Below are 20135 nucleotides of genomic sequence, written 5' to 3' on the forward strand. Positions count from 1 at the left end.
AGGGGTTGAAGGCTTGAATCCGCTATTCCATGAAATTTTTCAAAAGACACGATTATTAAGTAAAGAATTAAATCTAGTGTTAAAAGAATATGATCTGTTCGCATCACAATGGACAGTATTGTACTGCGTTCATAGTCATGGGGAAATGATTTTGACAGATGTCTGGAAGTATTTGAATGTGGAAGCCCCGACGATTACACGAACTGTGAGTCGGTTGGGGGAATTGGGATGGTTAACGACACATGAAGGAAAAGATCGCAGGGAAAAGATAGTCCGTCTAACTGAAGAAGCGGTAGTTAAGTTCCCCTTGATTGAGGCTAGCATTATTCAGTTTGAAAATGAATTTTTAAAAGGTTTGTCAAGTGAAGAACAGGTAATACTAAGAGGATTATTGAAAAAGCTGGACAATGAAAGAAGTGAGTAATTTGGAGAAGAAAGAACCTATTTGGACAAAACCATTTGTCAGTTTGTTTTTCACTAATATATCTGTATTTATCGTATTTTATGGTCTTGTGACTACTCTGCCGCTTTATGCAATCGGGGTGTTGAACCGAACAGATGAAGAGGCGGGTTTATTGATGACAGTATTCTTAATCTCCGCAATTGTTGTCAGACCGTTTACAGGAAAAATACTAGATATTGCAGGGAAGCGAAAAATGTTATGGATTGGTCTTGTCCTCTATTTGATATGTACAGTCCTCTATTATTTTATCCAACCGTTTGCGGGGCTTTTAGTATTGCGTTTTGTACAGGGGATCTGGTTTAGTATTATTACAACGGCGACCCTTTCAATTGCGGCGGATATTGTGCCGATTACGCGAAGAGGTGCAGGCCTGGGTTATTTTTCGATGTCGACAAACTTAGCTGTTGTTCTCGGGCCATTAATTGCGCTATCTGTCATTCAATCCTATTCATTCGATGTATTGTTCATCGTGCTGAGTGCATTAATGATTGTAGGTGTGTTAACATCTCTATCGGCGCCTGCCGGAGTTATTCCTGTGAAAAATGATGTGAAAATTAAATTGTCATTTGGCGACCTGTTTGAAAGAGGGGCTGTGCCAGTGGCATTTCTCGGAAGTTTGATTGCGTTGTCTTATGCGAGTGTCTTATCGTACCTATCCATTTATGCACAGGAAAAAGGACTCTTGGCCTTGGCGAGTACTTTCTTTCTCGTGTTCGCGGCGGTCATGTTATTAACTCGCCCGTTTACAGGTAGGCTTTTCGATGAAAAGGGACCTCAATATGTAATAATACCCGGGTTTATATTTTTTGCTATCGGTCTTGTCCTGTTGGCAAACATGAATTCTGCAACGTCCTTTTTAGTTGCGGGTGCTTTTGTCGGATTTGGTTACGGTGCACTTGTCCCGAGTTTCCAGACACTTGCCGTACAGTCGACAAAACATGAGAGAAGTGGATATGCAACCGCTACATTCTTCACATTTTTTGATTCGGGTCTTGCAATTGGATCGTTTGTACTTGGGCTAATTGCACTCCATTTCGGATATGAATCGGTTTACCTGGTGTCGGGTGCTCTTGTGTGTGCTGTCCTTCTCCTTTATATGGTTATCCAACGGAAAAAGAAACATGAATCCTTAACATAGGGGTTCATTTTTTTTTTTTTTTTTCTATAAAACCCGCTAAACTAAGGAATAGTGCTTACTAGTTTTAAAAAAATTAAAACGTTCATTTGCGATTTAATTGGAAGTAGTTTAGGGTATGTAGTTATTAACTAATTTAATAGGGGTCGGTTTTCTTTGGATAGGAAGTTTTGGAAAAATCCAGTATTCTCAATTTCAGCGACAGTTATCTTTTTACTTGTAGTAGCAGGAGCAGTATTACCAACCGAGTTCGGAAAAGTAGCGGATAAGTTATATAATTTCACAACGGTAAATTTTGGCTGGTTCTACTTGCTGGTCGTTTTTATTATAGTCGTATTTTTGGCTGGTTTGGCAATCAGTAAATATGGAGCAATCAGAATTGGAGGCGATGAAGAACGGCCTGATTATCCATTTTTCACTTGGATTGGTATGTTATTTTCGGCAGGTTTCGGAGTAGGTCTTGTCTTTTGGGGTGTAGCGGAACCGATGAGTCACTATTTCACTTCACCGATCGGGGGCGTAGAGCCGCATTCAGAACAAGCGGCTCGGGTCGCAATGGGTTACTCATTTTTCCACTGGGGTATTTCTCAATGGGCTATCTTCGGTATCGTAGGCTTGGTCATCGGGTTTTTACAATTCCGAAAGAAAAAAGATGGTCTCATTTCCACAGCATTGGAACCGCTGCTCGGTTCCAATAAAAAGCTGAAGATTGGTATTGATTCTTTTGCGGTCATTGCTACTGTCATGGGGATCGCCACTTCACTTGGGCTCGGTATTTTGCAGATGGGCGGCGGATTGGAGTCTGTTTTTAACATTAAAAGTACATTCAGCATACAGTTGATTATTATAATTATCGTTTTTATTTGTTACATGATGTCGGCAGCTTCGGGGCTGAATAAGGGTATCCGTTATTTAGGGAACTTTAACTTAGGTATGGCGATAGCGATGCTTATGTTCTTTTTTATCGTAGGTCCTAAGGTATTCATCCTAGAAAGCTTTACACTTGCGATTGGTGATTATATAACGAATTTCATTCAATATAGTCTGCGTTTACAGCCTTATCAAGGCGGCACATGGGTACGGGATTGGACAATATTCTATTGGGCGTGGACAATCGCATGGTCACCTTTCGTCGGAGCATTCGTTGCGCGTGTATCTAAAGGGCGAACGATTCGGGAATTCATCATCGGAGTGATGGTTATCCCACCGGTATTTGCGTGCATGTGGATTGCGACTTTGGGTGGAACGGCATTGTATAGTGACTTAAACAATGGTACAAAGATAGCGGAAGCTGTTGACGCCGATGTCACTTCCGCCATATTTGAGACGTTCCAACATATGCCTTTTACTGGACTCATGTCCGGATTAGCAATCTTATTAATTTTTACATTCCTAGTGACATCCGCGGATTCAGCAACGTATATCCTGGCGAGTATGACAACGAGAGGGAGTTTAATGCCTCCTTTGATTGTAAAGATGGTTTGGGGAGTCTTAATGTCAGCGATTGCGGCAGTACTACTATATGCTGGAGGTTTGGATGCATTGCAATCCGCTTCTCTAGTTGCAGCATTGCCGTTTACAGTGCTTCTCCTTTTACTTGTATTTGGAATGGGGAAATTGTTAAAGAAGGAACCGATCACAGTCAGACCGGCCGACATAAGAAGTTTTGAACGGATTGAACGTGAAGTGAAGAAGAAAGCCGAGAAAGAGAAATCAATTATGCCTTCATCTAAACGAAGGAATCAGCAGAAAAAGTAACTTAAAATCATACAAAAATGCCTGTCCCATCAAATTTTAGGGACAGGCATTTTCTAAGAGCTAATTCCTTTTATTATTTTTTGTAAATTCTTTTCAATGCATCTTTAAATTGGGGCTTTAAATTGATAGTTGGTTGGATTTCTATCGCTTTTTGTTCGGCTTCATCAACGGAATCAGCCAAGCCTAATTCCAAAAGCGTTGCAGTTGCAATTGTTCCCGCCCTGCCGCGTCCGGTATTGTAGTGGAAATAGACATTCTTTCCGTCATTATAAGCATCGATTACTTTTTTTACTGCAGTCTGAATTGAATAGTCTTGTTGCTCGGCATCGTCAACTATAGGCTGGTGGATACTTCTGTCACTCGGCAGTTCGCCTTTCACTTCAGCTCGTAAATCGTAAATGACATCGATATTCTCGGTCGCAAGAAGATTATCAATAGCATCTACACCACCAATGAAAATTCGATTTGGTATGAGTTCTTTATATTTTTGACTAGTCATTGAACATCACCTCATTATGTAGTTAGAACCGAAATATAATTTATCAAAGATTATCTAATAAGTTCTGTAAATCATTTAACGTAATGCGTTGTTTGCTTCGGTAATTCTAGGCAATTTAATTGTCCGCCGTAGACAGCTCCGCCATCGATGCCAATAATCCGGTTATCTCCAAAGTAAACCGTATGATTATCTAAGTCCCCATGAAAAATTTTTGTTGGCGTATGACCAAAGATGACCGTCTTGTCCCCGGTATATCCTGTATGAAACTCCTCACGAATCCACATTAGAATGTAGGGATCTGTTTCGGCAATCGGTATTGTTGGATGAACGCCTGCATGGACAAAAATATAGTTGTCCTTTTCAATGATATGGTCTAGGCTTTTAATGAATTTTATGTGTTGGTCCAACGCTTCAGAATTGAGAACGGGTTTTATAAATTCCTCTTCTTCAAGAACTGTGAACTCACTTTCTGTAAATCCATAACTTTTTAATGTGGCGGTACCTCCATTGCGATTAATCCAATTTTTCCAACCACGTTCATCGTCCGTGGTCAACGCTTTAACCATCATGTCTTCGTGATTGCCCTTTAGCACAAGAGCTCCTTGGGCTTGCAGTTCAATGACCTTATCGAGCACGTTTTTTGACTTAGGCCCACGGTCAACATAATCGCCTAAAAGAATAAGTTCATCCTGATTAGGATCATAATTCAGGTCGGATAATAAACGCTCAAACATCTCCAATTCCCCGTGGATATCGCTCATTACGAGTGTTCGCTTCATTAATCTCCATCCTTCCAATCACGCTTCTTATGAATCAAACTTACATTAATAATACAATAATGTAAATACGACTTAATCGAAATAGGAGATTTTTGTATATGACTATTTATTTTTTTATTACTAAAAAGTAAAGTTTTTGAACAATTTTGTGAAGCGGGTCTGTTTGGAGCCGGAATTCTTTATTTCCTGGGGAATATTATAAAGTCACAAAATAAAGGAGAAGAGGTCATATATATCGCTCTATATAAAGTTTTTCTGAGGAGGTGAAATTTGGGTCCACTGGACTGTTTGTTTATTTATAAGGATAAGGAAATAGATTTTTTAAAAATTTTAATGAAAAAGTAAAAATGATTTTATAAAATGGATTGATTTCCCGTTATGCATAACTCGACTGGGTGTAACTTCGTAATCTATAAAACGGACTAATAGGAAATAGAGGGAAGGGGAGGGGTTTCATGAGAAAGAAGCTACATGTGTTTCCAATATGTCTAGTCATACTCCTTACGTTGTTCCTAAAACCTGTGCCTGCTACTGCTTGTTCATGTGCGAAAGAACCATCAGCTGAGGAGGGGTTTTCACGTTCGCAAGCAGTCTTTAGTGGAGAAGTCACCAGAATAAAAGACAATAATGGGCTATTCGGTGGGTATGGGAAGACGGTCATTTTTAAGGTGAAAGAAACATGGAAGGGCATTAATAAAACGGAAGTTGCTATTGCGACAGGCAGTGGTGGGGGAGATTGCGGCATCGAGTTCGTCGTCGGAAAAGAATATTTGGTGTATGCCAGTGTATCGGATATGTATGGCGATAAATCACTGACGAGCGTAATTTGTGACCCGACAAAAGAACTTGGAATAGCCGCTGAAGATATTGATATCTTAGGTCAAGGGCAAGTTCTACCGCACAATGTCAAACCTATTGATAATGGAAAAAAGACTGCTTTAATTAGTGGGGGAGTCGTATTCATTTCTGGCTTGCTTGGTATTTTTTGGTGGCACTGGATGCGGAGAAACAAAAAGTGAAAAAGTCTATTGGCGAAGTAGGATTGAAGTTTCGCCAATAGACTTTTTTGATTTTCTTATGGAATTATTATGTGAAGGCCATCATCCGATTTAATGGTCCGTCTGGATTAATAATATCGGCTAAATCAAGGATTGGAATCGGGAAGTATGGGAACCCCCATACATATGGCGTGATTTCATAGAGCTGAAAATAGATGACAAGAGAGGTGTCCGCAATATAGAAATCCTGGTCACTGCGAATACCTTTGAATGGTTCTAGCAATTCTATATTCCAGTCCTTGATTCGTTGGCTTATGATGTCTGACAACTTTTTCTCGTAATCGCTACCTTTTTTGAATAAATCCTTCAACTCATATTGTTTTCCGGTTTTTGTATCAAACGTCAATGATTTAACAATTGTCATACCGTGCGCACCGCCAGTAAATGAATAGACAATAAGATTTAAGCTAAGAATGCCACGTTGATTGGTTTTCAATTCGTAAGAGGCAATCAATTCCAGAAGGTTTGCATCGTGAAAGCCTAGTTCAACTAATATTTCGTTCAAAGTTGTGACGATGGCATGGTTGATGGTGCTTTGGGCATTAGTATTTTGTAAATGGACAACAACTGGGTAATACACTTTCACTTTAGATGTCGCATGGGGTAACTTTTTAGTTTCAATCGATACAGGTAAATCCAATTCGGACGTCCTTTCCTTCTCATTAGAGTAGTACATTATATGCGGGAAGGTATTAAGAAAGAAGGTATGAGTAGGTTTGAATCATAAATAGAGGTGCTATTTTGCATCAGAAGTTGTAAGCATACATATAAACCTGTCAGTGTGATGAATAACTTACCTACCTTAATGCATACTAATATTTTTCATGTTGAACGTGATCTGTCTATGGTGAAATAAGCAACCTATAGAATCCATTGCGGCGCTAGGGGATACCTACGCTGTATACATTTTTTCAACATATATATCAGATATTTCTACTATAAAAAAAGTTATGAAACTTCATTCATCGACAATAAGAAATTAATTATATGTGAAAGCGTAAATTTTAGTGTTATCCAAATCTGTCTGTCCATTTCCAGGGCTTTCAAATGACACCTTGTGTCGTTGCGTGTAGAATTAATGTAATGAACACTTGAGGGGAAGGTTTTGACATGATGAAAAAACAAAAAGATTATGAAGATTTATTAAAAGACTTTGATCCTGAGGCCCATATAGAGGAGACAGAAAACCATTATTCAGACGGGAAATTTTGGGATAAAGTGATGAAATACGGAAAGCAAGCGGGGAAGACGACAGTATACTATAGCTTGCTCCTTTTCTACGCTGCAAAAAGTCCTGAGATTCCTAAATCGACAAAACTGATTATTGTCGGTGCACTCAGCTATTTGATATTTCCAATCGATCTTATTCCAGATTTCATCCCTGTGGTAGGACTGGCAGACGATGCTAGCGTCATAGCCGCTGCTGTGTTTAAAGTGATTTCCCATATTGATGAGAACATAAAAAACAAGGCGAAAGTGAAAATGAATAAAATTCTTGGCGTTAATTTTGACGATGATGAAATAGACAAACGGTTGTTATAATGGAAAAGGCTAACGAAGGAGAAATGAAAATTTCCGCGTTAGCCTTTTGTGTTTAGAAAAATGATTTATCAGCAGTTTCCAACGAATTATAATGAAGTTATTCATATACAATTCTTGGTGCTTTACGAATAATAACTTCCCAATTTGTCCCCGTACCAACCCGGTATGCATCTGCAAATGATCCTTGATTAATGGCGATACCAATGTTGTCGAGTGAATTTACATAGACCAGTGGCTCACCGATGTGCAAATCCGCAAACGATCGACCGAATGTCATGATGTTGTTGTAAATCATGCGGCCATCTGTACTAATAGAAACTTCAATTGAATCGCCGTACTGTTTCGTAATTTCTCTGAACTGTACTCTGCTAATATTTGTCCAGAGGTTGCCGAATGGGCGATCGATAATATCGACAATGCCAGTAATGGTTTCCTCAACAATACTCGACATTTTCATAGGTAGCGTAATAATCGTTGTAGGATCGACAGAAGGGCCAACTTCTTCAAACTGAATAACGCCTGCGGCCAGCCTAGCGCCTGTGTAAGCGAAAATATCGCGACCATGGAACGTATGCGATTCACCCGAGTTAGGAAGCCGGTTTTTCGTTTCATCGATTACCCGGATTTCAGTTATGTCGATGAATTGCAAAACATGCGTTAATGTGCCATTGTCTGGAGTAATGATATAGTGGTCATTTGCAGTCTTCGCAACAACTGCACGCCTGTCAGATCCAACGCCGGGGTCTACAATTGACACGAAAACCGTTTCATTTGGCCAATAGCCGATTGCCTGCAATAAACGATAGGACGCCTCCCAAATATTATATTGAGGAATTTGATGGGTGATTTCAAAAATGGGGATTCCACGATGGACCGAGTTTGCTACCCCATGCATTGCACTCACGGCACCATCACTTATTCCAAAATCGGATTGAAAAACTAATAAACCAGTTGTCATTATAAATCCACTCCTCATTTTAATATAGTATGAAACGAATAGACAAAAAAATCCCGCCCAATTCAATCATTAATCGATTGAAAAGGACGAGACTTATACTCGTGTTACCACCTTTATTCATTGCTCATTCACATGAACAACCTCAACAAGTGCAGAATCCTATCACGATGGATTCTAAACTGTGGAATGGATAACGGGTTCCAACTCCCGCATACATCTACTGATGCAAACAAATTGCACGTTTAACGCAGAGCTCAGAGGCCATTGTTCAAGTGGAGCCATTCTGCTTCTTTTCAGCTACCGAAGCTTTCTGTAAGAAATCATATCCACTTTACTTTTCTCTTCAACGCTTTTTGATATTAATGAATAATTTACATGATTAAGAATGGAAAGTCAACTATTAGAATGAGTATGATCATGTAAAAACTCTATCAGCAGATGTGGTTGAAGTGAAGTAAGACACTATGTGAATGAGAAAAGGGAGTTATGGAGTTACAAAAGATATTACTGTAATCCAAAAGAACATTGCTGCATGATGAAATTCTTATGACCTAGGCTGATGTACTTGACCTACAATGTTAAAATAAAAAATGCCTACCACCAAACGAACTAACGTCGTGAGTGGACAGGCATTTTTCTATTTATGCTTTTTTCTTTTCTTTTTTACGGAATTTCCCTAAGAACTCATACACGATTGGAACGAAGATAAGCGTGAGCAATGTTGAGCTCGTTAATCCGCCGATAACCGTAACGCCGAGTCCTTTGGAAATAAGTCCGCTACCTTCAGCACCAATAGCTAACGGTATCAATGCACCGATTGTTGCGAGGGCAGTCATAAGGATTGGACGGAGTCTTGTAGAGCCAGCTTCCAAAATCGCATCCCTTGTTGTAAGTCCTTCTTTTTCTTTATTAATAACACGGTCAATTAATACGATGGCATTTGTTACAACGATACCGATAAGCATTAGAAGACCAATCATTGCCGAAACGCTGATTGTTTCTCCAGCAATCCATAACCCGACCAAAGCTCCAATTACTGTGAATGGAAGGGAGAATAAGATTGCCAATGGTGCAAGTCCGCCACCAAACGTAACGACCAGGATCAAGTAGACAATGGCAACTGCGGCAACCATCGCGAGTCCGAGTTGTGTAAACGCTTCTGCGATATCTTCTGTTACCCCTGCAGTGCTTATTTCCGTATTCGATGGGACCTTGAGTTCGTCAACTTTAGTCTGAATAGCTGACGATGCTTTTGCCACATCTTTCGTCGTTATTTCTGCCGAAACACTTGCGAACAATCTTCCATCTTTACGGGAAACCGTATCTGACGTAGTTCCTTCTTGTACGTCAACCAATTCAGATATAGCGATTTCTGTTCCAAGTGGTGACTGTACTTTTTCTTTTAATAAGTCATCGATTGTTTTATGTTCTTTCTTTTCTTCGTTGATCAAAACTTCGATTGTTTTATTGCCTTCTTCGATTTTTGTCAATACTTCTTGCTGGTTATTTGGATAGAGAGCCATCCCCACTTGTCCAGCTGTCAAGCCAAATTGTGTTAACTTCTCTTGATTGGCAACGAGTGTATATTCCTTATAATTGGTTGCCAAGCTTGTTTTAACATTTTTCAAATCTTTATTGTCACTCATGATTTTTTCAATGTCTGCAACGATAGGCTCTATGTCGTTCAAGTTATTTCCGTAAACGTAATAACTTACTGCATTGCTTGAACCACTTGCTGAAAAGTCCTGCGATTTCCATTCGCCTTTTGTAGATAGCTTTTGGAGGTCAATGATTGTTTTTTCTTTCACTTTTGTAAACTCAGCAGTATCGTTATCAAATGTTACAAACATGAGAGCACCGTTTGAAGCCCCAGGAGCCATCGGATTTTCTCCGCCAACGGAAGCTTGCACGACGTCAACATCTTTTAAATCCAATAAATAGTCTTCTGCTAATTCAACATTGCTGTTGACAGTGTCGAGTGTATCCCCAGGTTCGGGTGTGTACGTGATGTACATCGTTTTCTGTTCTTCATCTGGAAGGAAACTCACACCGATAACTGGAGCAAGGAATAAACTGCCGACAAGTAATGCGATTGAAAGGATAGTTGTAATCAATTTATGGTTTAACGTCCAGTTCAATATATTCCTATAAAAAGCGGCCATTTTACTAGGTTTTTCTTTATGGGTGCTAGTATTTGAGTAAAGCTGTTTGTTGAATAAAGAATGTGCCAGCATTGGTACGATTGTAATTGCTACAACTAGTGAAGCGAGCAATGCAAAGACAATTGTCAATGCGAATGGCAGGAATAACTCGCCAACCATACCGCTTACTAAACCGATTGGCAGGAAAACTGCAATCGTAACGAGTGTAGACGACATGATAGGTTTAAACATTTCTTTTGTCGCTTCGCGTACGAGTTCTTTACCTTTTAGTTTTTCGGTTGGAAGTGACATTCTTCTAAATATGTTTTCAACTACAACAATGGAGTCATCAATAACGCGTGCAATTGCAACGGTCATTGCACCAAGTGTCATCATATTCAATGTAATATCCATCTGCTGCAAGAAGATGATTGCAATTAGCAGTGACATTGGAATCGACACAATGGATATAATTGTAGATTTAAAGTTACGAAGGAACAGCATAATAATAATTACTGCAAAGAGCGCACCGAACAATGCTTTATTAATCATTGTATCAACGGATTGTTGAATGGGTTCCCCTTGGTCGAGTGTGGTAGAAATTTTGACGCCATCATTTTCTTTTTCGAATTGTGACATCAATTCTTTAACATCATCGACAACAGTTACCGTATTGGCATTCTGCGATTTCACAATTTGAACAGCAATGGCTTCCTTTCCATTCATTCTTGAAATAGATTCGGCTTTTCCGACATGCTCAATTGTTGCAATTTCCCCCAGCTTGACTGAAGGTAATTTGAAAGCACCAGCATCCATTCCCGTTGGTGGTCCTGCAGGTATTTCAGAGCCTCCAGTAGAAGGGGAAGCGGGCATCATAGGGATTAGCATGTTTTCTAAATCTTCAACGGTTGTGATGTTGCCATCGATGACGACCGATTGTTCTTCTTCATTGAATTGGAACAAGCCAAGTGGCATTGTCATATCTGAGCCTTTTACAATTTGTTTCACTGTAGCTTCATCCAAATTGTTGGCGGCTAATTTTTCTTTATCGAATGTGAGAATGACTTCTTCAATTTGTTGCCCTGATACTGCAACACTTGAAACGCCATTAATTCCTTCAAGCTCAGGAACGAGTGTGTCTTCTACTTTTATCGTTAACTGTTCAAGATCCGCATCGCTGTCTGAAACACTGAGAGCTAGAATTGGAAAAGCATTAATGCTAATTCTACCAACGCTCGGATCCATCGCGTTTTCTGGCAAGGTGATATTTTTTAGTGCATCGTTTACATCTTCTTCAGCCTGTTTCATATCCGTGCCAAATGAATATTCGATTTGCAGAGATGATGCATTCTGGTACGATGAGGAGCTTACCGATGTAACTCCATTTAAGCTTTTAACCGCTTTTTCAAGCGGCTCCGAGATTTCATTTACCACTTGATCAGGAGTAGCACCCGGGTAAATCGTCGTTACACTTACGATAGGAATTGTAATATCAGGTATTGTTTCCAAATTCATTTTCGTTGCGGAATAAATACCGGTGGCTGTTATAATTAAAGTGAGAAGCCATACAGCTAATTTGTTCTTCATGACAAAGTTAATGATTGAATTCATATGTACCTCCAATATTTTTTACTTTGACCAACTAGTCATAATGCTTTATCATTGAATATGAAGAGTCAATCGATCCTTTTTCATATTAACTGACTGGTCAGTCATGAGTCAAGTGAAACAATTGTGTCTTATATATTGAACATTTGGATATAGCGAAGGCATCTTATAAAAGGTAGCTGGAGTGGGTTTAAAAGAATTTTTCATTTTAAGTTTTATATATTACTTTTTTACTAAGTGGAGGTTTTGATTTGTCGGATAAAAAAATATTGATCATCGAAAAGGCATCTGAACTTTTTGCGAAAAACGGATTTGACGCAACATCCGTACAAGAAATTACAGATGCATGTGGCATTTCGAAAGGTTCTTTTTATCTTTCATTTAAATCGAAGGAAAGCCTTCAATTTTCGATATTTGAGTACTTTAGTACGAAGCTGATTGAGCGGATAGGCAGTATTTATCAAATGGAAATTGGACCGAGGGAAAGATTTGAACAGTTTTTCGTTATTCAATTTGAAGAGATTGCTCGTTATTCGGATTTTATTCTCATGCAAATGCGAGAGCAAACAAATCCAATCAATGACGAAATGTTGGGGTTAATGAATGACATGCGTAGAAAAACGTATGAAGCCCAAGAAAGCCTTTTACTGAATTTGTATGGAGAAGACATAAAAGAGCATATGACAGATCTTGTTGTCATTTTGGGTGGAATCGTAAAAGGCTATATTGAAATTATTGTCTTTAATGAAGACTCTTTAGATTATGTAGGGTTAGCGTATTATATCGTAGAACGGATCGATTCCATCGTCAAAGGTCTATCTAAACCATTTCTAACAACAGAACTATTAGTGAAAAATGGGATGTGCGGAGCTGATCGATCGATTACAGCTGAAGAATTGTTAAAAGAAATCAAGCGGGTCAAGCAGAGGGTAGCGGATGAAGACCTGTTAATCAGTCTGGAGGTCATTGAACAGGAAATTTCGAAAAATAACTATCGAAAACCTGTACTTTCCGGCATGATGTCCAATTTGAAAAACAGTGAACTGACAGAGCAATTTGTAAGGAAATTAAAGCAGTTTTTGGATCAATCCGCTTGATATCATTCTTCGCTTTTTAAGCGATTTTGTGGTAAGATTCAAGTTCAGAATAGAAGAGGACGTGAAGTTGAATTGATTACAATTACAGTACCGAATCCGGATATAACAATCGTACAACGCAAACAAGAGATAACTGCAGACGCTGCGCCAATTAAACCGGTTTATGGGTTTATTGATTTGCATGAAATCCCACGTGATAAAGGCGGCATCATCTTATTTTATAACAATAAAGATGAATTGTTATTTGCAGGGAAAGCTCGTAAATTGCGCCAGCGCGTGAAAAAGCACTTTGATGACTCAGTATCGCCAATCAAAGATCATCGTAACGAAGTAAACAAAATTTCTGTCCTAGTAATCGAAGATCCGATGGAACGCGAAATTTACGAAACGTATATCATTAATACACAACGTGCGAAATATAATGTCGATAAAGTATTTTTCGAGTGATCAAAATAGTGCCAAGCAACTCGTATCTGGGTCGACTTATAACCCGAAACTCTAGGCGTTGGAGTCTAGAAGGGAAATCTTCAAGGTAATACTTTTTCGAAATTCGAGACTTTAAAATTATCAAAGTAACTCCGGAGCTGACTGCCACGTGCAATCAGCTTTTATTTTTGAATAAATACATAGGAAAAGGGTGGAAGCATGGACGAACGTTTACAAAGGATAGCTGATGAAGCGCAAGTGAAGTTTGGTTTGGACGCATACCGGTTGGAAAGGTACTTCATTTATAAAGAACGAGATAGTACAGGGATTGCTGTTTATAATTTCAACATGGAATGGTTTCCTAAAGAGTTAAATGAACCAATTGATGAGGATTATAATCCTGTGGGCACAGCAATTGTTGAGTATGCTATTCAAAAGCAACATTTTAGCAGTGTATCATTTGTGCAAGGTGAAACATTTTCCACAAAAACTCACTTTCCCAATCAAACCGTGGACGAAGTCGCGGCATGGCTTGAAGAAGAGACTGGACTGATCTATGAACAGGATTTTAAGTTAACGGAAGCGAATGCAAACGGATTTCAATTTAAATCAGATGTCGACGGTATCCATATTACTCCGAGCTGTATGTTTGAAGTCGAATTTGATGATACAGGTAAACTGACTTCTTATCATTCCTATGGAACAATCCCGTCCCAGGAGCTTGTGGAGAAATCGAAATTCACGTTGACATTAGAAGAGATTGAGCCAATTGTTAAAAAGCAGCTTCAACTCGTGAAGTTTCCATCTGAAACGGAAAAACGCTTCGTGCCCGTTTATGCAATGGATGAAGTGTATGTAACAGTGGAGGGAGCCCGAATAATTCCATTTATGGAACATGAGCGTTCAGAAGTAAGAGTAGACGAAGTAATTGTATGGGATAAGCCGCTGTACGAACAGATTAATCGTGAGGAAATCACAGTTGTTTCTGAAGTAAGCATAGAGGAAGCATTCGGTAAAAACGACGATAGTGAAAAACTGACATTGTCAGCTAAACAAATTGAAGGCAGCAAAAAAAACACCAGGGATGTCTTAAGGGCCGAATATCCCGACGAATCAGGAAATTGGAAGTTATTTAAACTCAAGCGCCAAGAGAAATTCATCGAAGCACACTGTACATTAAATGACGAAGACCAAACGCTTTTCAATCGAAAAGTAGTCGTGTTCATGCACCCCGAAACAATGAAAGTACTGAACTACCTTGACAACGGAGCGATGTTCGAGATTTTCGATGCCTTTGCTCCTGCCGCAAAAGCGGTCGTAACACATGAAGAAGCGTTTGAGAAGATGATCCCCTATATTACGCTTGATCCGACTTATGTATATGACGAAATCATGGGTAAATATATTCTTTGTGGCTTGTTGGATGCAGCGGAATGTGTAGACGCTGTAACAGGGGAAGTGGCCGATTTAGGGGATATATAAGGTTCAATTAGTTCATTGGTATGCATAAATGGGGATTGAATACTCGTTCCCCATTTGTGCTATATATGTTGAATTAAAGAATCCCATTGAATCTGCTGTGGCGCTCACTAATGAGAGAGTTGTAATTCGGAGTGTGGATTGTAGATCGCTTGGCGCTTTGGGGATGCCTTCCGCCATAAGCCTGGATTAGCGCTTCGCATCCAGTCTTACGGCTTCGGCGACCCCTTTGCAGCGCTTGCGCTAGGGTGTTCATTATCGAGAGAAGTGTAATTTTGAGATGTATATGCCGAGATTATATTGTGATTACTAGTTGATACTGCTTAAAGTCAAGAAAGAAGCACTCCAGGTTGCAGATTTCATCACAGCTAATGAAATGCGCTTTCTCAAATGGACACCCAGCGAAGGCGCGACTTCGTGGTAGCCGAAGCGATAAGACTGAAAGTGATCTTCTTTCTGGCTTATCGCGGGAGGCATCCACAAAGCGATAGTAGCAGGAATTCCAATTCACTCCGAGTATTGGGGTCTTTTCAGTGGCCTCCCAAAATCCTTTGTAAAGCGCATACGCCGTATTCATTTGTTCAACATATATAAATTGATATTGAATGATAGAAAATGAAAGGTTATCCAATTACTTTTTACGCATTCTTGAAGTCGGTATACTTAGTTCTTCTCTGTATTTACTTATCGTACGCCTAGAAATAATAATACCTTCTGTGCTATTGAAGTAATTGGCGATCGTTTGATCGGAAAGTGGTTTGGATTTATTTTCTTCGGCAATGAACTTTTCCAGAAGGGCTTTCACTTTCGTTTGAGATATGGCGTTTCCATCCGATGTTTCCAACTTTGACGTGAATAATGTTTTAAAATAGAAAGTGCCTTTAGGTGTTTGAATTACTTTATTCGACGTTGCCCTGCTGATAGTCGACTCATGCATACCAATCTCTTCTGCGACTTCTTTTAGCGTTAATGGTTGCAGGGAGACAAATCCATCTTTAAAAAACTGTTCTTGTCTCTTAATAATCACTTTCATTATTTTTAAAATTGTTGTTCTTCGCTGTTCAATGCTGTTTAGAAGCTGCTGATAGTCATTGAATTGGCTGTTAAGATACTTCGACGTGGTACTTTTCTCTTTAAGTAAGTTCGTATATTCTTTATTCAGTTGAATTTTTGGTAGATATCCATCATTTAAGTGATAAGATATCTCTTCATCCTTAAAGTCAACAACAATGTCGGGGGTCAAATACTCTGTTTTGAAGTCCGAGATATGACTGCATGGTTTCGGGTTAAGTGTTTTAATAAATTCATGAATTTCTTTTACTTCAACTAGCGATAGATTCATACGAAAGGCGATTTCGTTCCATTTGTGGTTTGCCAGTAAATCCAAGTGGTTGAGAATCAAACATTCTGCAAGTATCTCCTCAGGGTACTCATATATAATTTGCAATTGGAGACATTCTATTAAATTTCTCGCGCCAATTCCTGTTGGACCAACTTTCTGAAGAAGATGAATACCTCGTTCAATCTCCTGCAAATTATATGTTTTCTCCTCATCCAAGTATAAATAGCCATTATCATCTAAATTATAAATAAGATATTTAAGGAGTTTGCGGTCTTGTTCATCTTTAAATGTGAATGTTACCTGTTGCATCAAATCAATTTTCATTCCGCCCTCATTACTTTCAAGAAAGTCTACAGGAAGTAAAGTTGATTTTGAAGGTGTTGAATATGTATCAGATTTCTGTTTATACTCATCTGACTCTAGTTCGATTAAAGGGTTTTCCAACTCTTTTTCTTGTAAGTATTGGTATAGCTCATAAGTGGAATACTGCAATATCTCAATGGCTTGTCTCAAATCAGGTGTCATTGTTAAATGGAGTCCTTGCCGTTGTTCAATTACAAGTTGCATTTGTTTTCCCCCCTTGTGAAGTTGTGTGATAACGCCGGATGCACCGCTGGGAATAATCAACTTACGCTAGATAGATAGTTCCTATAGTCTTTAATACTATTCTATAGGAATAGAAATCAGATGTGAATAAAGAATTGGAATATTTAAAAGTTTGTGTTATAGTCAAGGGGATATTTCGATAATTGAATATGTGTAAAAATAGGTGCGGATTAATACTGATGTATTGGTCTGCTTAAAAGGGAAGTTCGGTGAGAATCCGACGCTGTCCCGCAACTGTAAATGGGAGCGATTTCGTTTAAACCACTGCTTTTTATAAAAAAGTGGGAAGGTACGAATAGCAATGATCATTAGCCAGGAGACCTGCCTCTTTTTATAACACATGTTGACCTACGAGGATAGGGGGTGTTAAGGACGCGCGGATGAGCTATGCCTATTTTTAGCAGGCGGCTTTCTTTTAGTTGGGATTCTGGCGCTCTTTAACAACTTCTCTTATGAAGTTGTTTTTTTTATGGTCAGAAATAAGGGGAAGCGCTGCGAACAGATACAAATAGGATAATTTTTGGTGAAGTGAAAGCGTTTACAAATCTCAGAGTCATAACCATTCAGATTGGGGGAAAATAGTATGACGAATACACTTACATTTTTACCAGGACTTGAAGGCGTGATTGCCACTGAAACATCCATTTCGCTGCTCGATACGGAATTGGGTCAGATTATTATCAAAGGATACGATTTAATCGAGCTTTCAAAAACAAAAGGGTATCTTGATATTGTCCACTTGCTAATGGAAAATACCTTGCCGTCTGATACTGAAAAAACAGGTGTGGAAGATAAATTGAAAAAAGAGCATGGTGTGCCAGAAGGTGTCACAAAGATTTTGCAAGCATTGCCTAAAGAGACACATCCAATGGACGCATTGCGAACTGGGATATCTGCTTTAGCGGGCTATGATAAGGAAATTGATCAGCACACTCTAGCTATCAATAAAAAAAGAGCTTACGAGTTACTTGGAAAAATACCGGAAATAATTGCGAACAGCTTTCACATTTTACAGGAAGAGGAACAAATCCTTCCGTTGAAAGAATTGCCATACAGTGCTAATTTCCTTTATATGATTACGGGGAGGAAACCGACAGAGTTGGAAGAATCTATTTTTGACCAGTCGCTACTACTTTATAGCGAGCACGAAATGCCAAATTCCACCTTCACCGCAAGGGTAATTGCCTCGACGTTTTCGGATTTATATGGTGCATTGACTGGAGCGGTTGCTTCTTTAAAGGGCTATTTACATGGAGGAGCGAATGAAGCGGTCATGAATATGCTTTTAGAGGCTGGTTCTGTTGACGCATTTGAATTGATATTAGAAAAGCGTTTACGTGATAAAGAGAAAATTATGGGGTTTGGTCATCGAGTCTATATGAAAAAGATGGATCCAAGGGCCTTGGTAATGAAGGATGCTTTAAAGGAGTTATGTGCGCTAAAGGGTGACGATCTCCTTTACCGAATGTGTGAGGCGGGAGAAACCATAATGGAAAGAGAGAAAGGACTTTATCCAAATCTAGATTATTACGCGGCACCGGTATATTGGATGCTGGGCATTCCAATCCCATTATACACACCAATCTTTTTTGGTTCGAGAACAGTAGGATTGTGTGCGCATGTTATTGAACAACATGAAAATAATCGTTTATACCGTCCAAGGGTTCATTATATAGGCGAACGACACAGCAATCATTCAACTGGGGAGTTGTAACTGGCCGTTCACCACAACAGCGATACACTAGGCATCACTTGATACTATTCTAAACAAATTGAAAGCGGAAAGGAAGAGTTAGATGTTGAAATTGAAAGAACAAATGACAATGGATACACTGATAGAGGAAATTACGGACTATGTTTTAAATAAAGAAATTACAAGCGAGGAAGCATATAAGACAGCACATAATGTGTTAATAGATACAATCGGGTGTGGAATATTGGCATTAAGCTATCCGGAGTGTACGAAATTACTAGGACCTGTAGTACCGGGTACTATTGTTCCAAATGGCAGTCGTGTACCTGGTACATCGTATGTACTGGACCCGGTCCAAGGCGCATTTAATATTGGCTGCATGATACGATGGCTCGATTATAATGACACATGGTTAGCTGCTGAGTGGGGTCATCCGTCCGATAATTTAGGTGGCATTTTAGCTACAGCGGATTATCTAAGCCGTTTACGTCTCTCGGAAGGAAAAAAACCACTTGTTGTACGTGATGTATTGGAAATGATGATTAAAGCACATGAAATTCAAGGCGTACTGGCATTAGATAATAGTTTGAATCGTGTTGGACTTGACCATGTTCATTTCGTCAAAATTGCTACAACTGCGGTCGTCACCAAAATGCTTGGCGGGGGACGTACAGAAATAAATAATGCGTTGACAAATGCCTGGATTGATGGCGCAAGCCTTAGAACGTATCGTCATGCACCTAATACCGGTTCACGAAAATCGTGGGCAGCAGGAGATGCAACGAGTAGGGGTGTACGACTGGCGATGATGGCAATGACAGGCGAAATGGGTTACCCGACAGCGCTATCCGCTCCGGAGTGGGGATTCCAAGATGTTTTATACAATCAAAAGGAATTAACACTGGCACGTTCTTTAGACTCTTATGTGATGGAGAATATACTGTTTAAAGTATCGTATCCAGCCGAGTTCCATGCGCAAACAGCGGCGGAATGTGCCATTATCCTGCATCAGGAGATAAAGGAGCGACTTGATGATATTGAAAAAATTACAATCACGACACATGAATCTGCTATTCGGATTATCGATAAAGTAGGTCCGCTCAACAACCCTGCTGACCGTGACCATTGCATCCAATACATTACGGCACTTGGTTTACTATATGGCGATGTTGTTGCAGATCATTATGAAGATGACGTGGCAAATGACTCACGAATCGATCAATTAAGAAATAAAATGATTGTCGTAGAGGACGAGCAGTATAGTAAAGATTATCTCGATCCGAGCAAGCGCTCGATCGCCAATGCTGTTCAAGTTACATTTAAAGACGGTTCCACAACAGAGAAAGTTGTAAGTGAGTATCCGCTTGGTCATCGCTTTAGAAGAGAGGAAGCTATTCCTCAAATACGCGAGAAATTTTCGGCTACATTGATGACTCATTACCCTGAAAAGAAGCGAACAGAAATAGAAGTGGCGTGCGAAAGCCAAAGTAAGTTAGAACAGATGAACGTCAAAGAATTTGTCGACTTATTTTTGCTTTAAGAGAGGAGGGA

General features: G+C 39.4%; 16 protein-coding genes, 1 riboswitch and 1 other annotated feature. Of the genes, 10 read left to right on the plus strand and 6 right to left on the minus strand.

The genetic code is table 11. From position 1 onward, the window contains the following. Positions 1–13 precede the first annotated feature (13 nt). The 3 genes from MKZ11_RS11825 to MKZ11_RS11835 all read left to right on the plus strand — a co-directional run bounded on the left by MKZ11_RS11825 (position 14) and on the right by MKZ11_RS11835 (position 3356). The gene (locus MKZ11_RS11825; protein WP_340794628.1) at positions 14–424 is read left to right on the plus strand and encodes a MarR family winged helix-turn-helix transcriptional regulator; all 411 of its coding nucleotides are present in this window, start codon (positions 14–16) and stop codon (positions 422–424) included. Further along, positions 408–1601 (plus strand): MFS transporter, encoded by a 1194-nt coding sequence (locus MKZ11_RS11830; RefSeq protein WP_340794629.1) that lies wholly within the window; start codon positions 408–410, stop codon positions 1599–1601. Before MKZ11_RS11825 ends, MKZ11_RS11830 begins: the two co-directional genes overlap by 17 nt. 153 nt (positions 1602–1754) lie before the next feature. After that, on the plus strand, positions 1755–3356 hold the full coding sequence (locus MKZ11_RS11835; protein WP_340794630.1) for a BCCT family transporter: 1602 nt from the start codon (positions 1755–1757) through the stop codon (positions 3354–3356). A gap of 73 nt (positions 3357–3429) precedes the next feature. Here MKZ11_RS11835 and MKZ11_RS11840 read toward each other — a convergent pair whose 3' ends face one another. Further along, positions 3430–3855 carry a protein-tyrosine phosphatase family protein gene (locus MKZ11_RS11840; protein WP_340794631.1) on the minus strand — a complete coding sequence of 142 codons (426 nt, stop codon included), beginning with the start codon at positions 3853–3855 and terminating at the stop codon, positions 3430–3432. Positions 3856–3926: 71 nt separating this feature from the next. After that, the gene (locus tag MKZ11_RS11845; RefSeq protein ID WP_340794632.1) at positions 3927–4634 is read right to left on the minus strand and encodes a metallophosphoesterase family protein; all 708 of its coding nucleotides are present in this window, start codon (positions 4632–4634) and stop codon (positions 3927–3929) included. 455 nt (positions 4635–5089) lie between these two features. On the opposite strand from MKZ11_RS11845, the gene MKZ11_RS11850 reads away from it, so the two are divergent. Further along, the gene (locus MKZ11_RS11850; RefSeq protein ID WP_340794633.1) at positions 5090–5653 is read left to right on the plus strand and encodes a hypothetical protein; all 564 of its coding nucleotides are present in this window, start codon (positions 5090–5092) and stop codon (positions 5651–5653) included. Between the two features lie 67 nt (positions 5654–5720). Here the strand turns inward: MKZ11_RS11850 and MKZ11_RS11855 are convergent, their stop codons facing one another. Beyond that, on the minus strand, positions 5721–6332 hold the full coding sequence (locus tag MKZ11_RS11855) for a DUF3298 and DUF4163 domain-containing protein (protein ID WP_340794634.1): 612 nt from the start codon (positions 6330–6332) through the stop codon (positions 5721–5723). A gap of 470 nt (positions 6333–6802) precedes the next feature. Here MKZ11_RS11855 and MKZ11_RS11860 point away from each other — a divergent pair, with 470 nt between their 5' ends. Beyond that, positions 6803–7234, plus strand: a complete 432-nt coding sequence (locus MKZ11_RS11860; protein ID WP_340794635.1) for a YkvA family protein — start codon at positions 6803–6805, stop codon at positions 7232–7234. 97 nt (positions 7235–7331) lie between these two features. On the opposite strand, the gene MKZ11_RS11865 is transcribed toward MKZ11_RS11860, so the two are convergent. Beyond that, on the minus strand, positions 7332–8192 hold the full coding sequence (locus MKZ11_RS11865) for an SAM hydrolase/SAM-dependent halogenase family protein (protein ID WP_340794636.1): 861 nt from the start codon (positions 8190–8192) through the stop codon (positions 7332–7334). A 79-nt stretch (positions 8193–8271) separates the two neighbouring features. Then, positions 8272–8548 (minus strand) — a binding site (T-box leader). A gap of 285 nt (positions 8549–8833) precedes the next feature. Further along, a complete protein-coding gene (locus tag MKZ11_RS11870; protein ID WP_340794637.1) occupies positions 8834–11944 on the minus strand; it encodes an efflux RND transporter permease subunit in 3111 nt (1036 codons plus the stop codon). Between the two features lie 248 nt (positions 11945–12192). Here MKZ11_RS11870 and MKZ11_RS11875 point away from each other — a divergent pair, with 248 nt between their 5' ends. The 3 genes from MKZ11_RS11875 to MKZ11_RS11885 all read left to right on the plus strand — a co-directional run bounded on the left by MKZ11_RS11875 (position 12193) and on the right by MKZ11_RS11885 (position 14946). Then, a complete protein-coding gene (locus MKZ11_RS11875) occupies positions 12193–13038 on the plus strand; it encodes a TetR/AcrR family transcriptional regulator (RefSeq protein ID WP_340794638.1) in 846 nt (281 codons plus the stop codon). A 72-nt stretch (positions 13039–13110) separates the two neighbouring features. Beyond that, positions 13111–13485, plus strand: coding sequence for a nucleotide excision repair endonuclease (locus MKZ11_RS11880; RefSeq protein WP_340794639.1), 375 nt, complete (start codon positions 13111–13113; stop codon positions 13483–13485). A gap of 198 nt (positions 13486–13683) precedes the next feature. Next, positions 13684–14946: a hypothetical protein gene (locus MKZ11_RS11885; RefSeq protein WP_340794640.1), complete on the plus strand. Its 1263-nt coding sequence runs from the start codon at positions 13684–13686 to the stop codon at positions 14944–14946. Between the two features lie 628 nt (positions 14947–15574). Here the strand turns inward: MKZ11_RS11885 and rpoN are convergent. Further along, positions 15575–16852, minus strand: a complete 1278-nt coding sequence (rpoN, locus tag MKZ11_RS11890; RefSeq protein WP_340794641.1) for an RNA polymerase factor sigma-54 — start codon at positions 16850–16852, stop codon at positions 15575–15577. Between the two features lie 183 nt (positions 16853–17035). Next, a riboswitch (cobalamin riboswitch) is annotated at positions 17036–17234 on the plus strand. Positions 17235–17474: 240 nt separating this feature from the next. Between rpoN and mmgD the strand changes: the two genes are divergently transcribed. Together mmgD and MKZ11_RS11900 are read left to right on the plus strand one after the other, a co-directional pair. Beyond that, entirely contained in the window at positions 17475–18605 is a 1131-nt protein-coding gene (mmgD, locus tag MKZ11_RS11895) for a citrate synthase (RefSeq protein ID WP_340794642.1), read from the plus strand. Positions 18606–18687: 82 nt separating this feature from the next. Next, positions 18688–20124, plus strand: a complete 1437-nt coding sequence (locus MKZ11_RS11900; protein WP_340794643.1) for a bifunctional 2-methylcitrate dehydratase/aconitate hydratase — start codon at positions 18688–18690, stop codon at positions 20122–20124. Positions 20125–20135 lie beyond the last annotated feature (11 nt).

Origin of the sequence: Sporosarcina sp. FSL K6-1508 (assembly GCF_038007465.1) — a bacterium.
Lineage (GTDB): Bacteria > Bacillota > Bacilli > Bacillales_A > Planococcaceae > Sporosarcina > Sporosarcina psychrophila_B.

Coding starts and splice junctions, on each gene's coding strand:
- MKZ11_RS11885 (WP_340794640.1), top strand. CDS start 13,684: ATGGACGAACGTTTACAAAGGATAGCTGATGAAGCGCAAGTGAAGTTT.
- MKZ11_RS11860 (WP_340794635.1), top strand. CDS start 6,803: ATGATGAAAAAACAAAAAGATTATGAAGATTTATTAAAAGACTTTGAT.
- rpoN (WP_340794641.1), bottom strand. CDS start 16,852: ATGCAACTTGTAATTGAACAACGGCAAGGACTCCATTTAACAATGACA.
- MKZ11_RS11865 (WP_340794636.1), bottom strand. CDS start 8,192: ATGACAACTGGTTTATTAGTTTTTCAATCCGATTTTGGAATAAGTGAT.
- MKZ11_RS11830 (WP_340794629.1), top strand. CDS start 408: ATGAAAGAAGTGAGTAATTTGGAGAAGAAAGAACCTATTTGGACAAAA.
- MKZ11_RS11870 (WP_340794637.1), bottom strand. CDS start 11,944: ATGAATTCAATCATTAACTTTGTCATGAAGAACAAATTAGCTGTATGG.
- mmgD (WP_340794642.1), top strand. CDS start 17,475: ATGACGAATACACTTACATTTTTACCAGGACTTGAAGGCGTGATTGCC.
- MKZ11_RS11845 (WP_340794632.1), bottom strand. CDS start 4,634: ATGAAGCGAACACTCGTAATGAGCGATATCCACGGGGAATTGGAGATG.
- MKZ11_RS11840 (WP_340794631.1), bottom strand. CDS start 3,855: ATGACTAGTCAAAAATATAAAGAACTCATACCAAATCGAATTTTCATT.
- MKZ11_RS11850 (WP_340794633.1), top strand. CDS start 5,090: ATGAGAAAGAAGCTACATGTGTTTCCAATATGTCTAGTCATACTCCTT.
- MKZ11_RS11900 (WP_340794643.1), top strand. CDS start 18,688: ATGTTGAAATTGAAAGAACAAATGACAATGGATACACTGATAGAGGAA.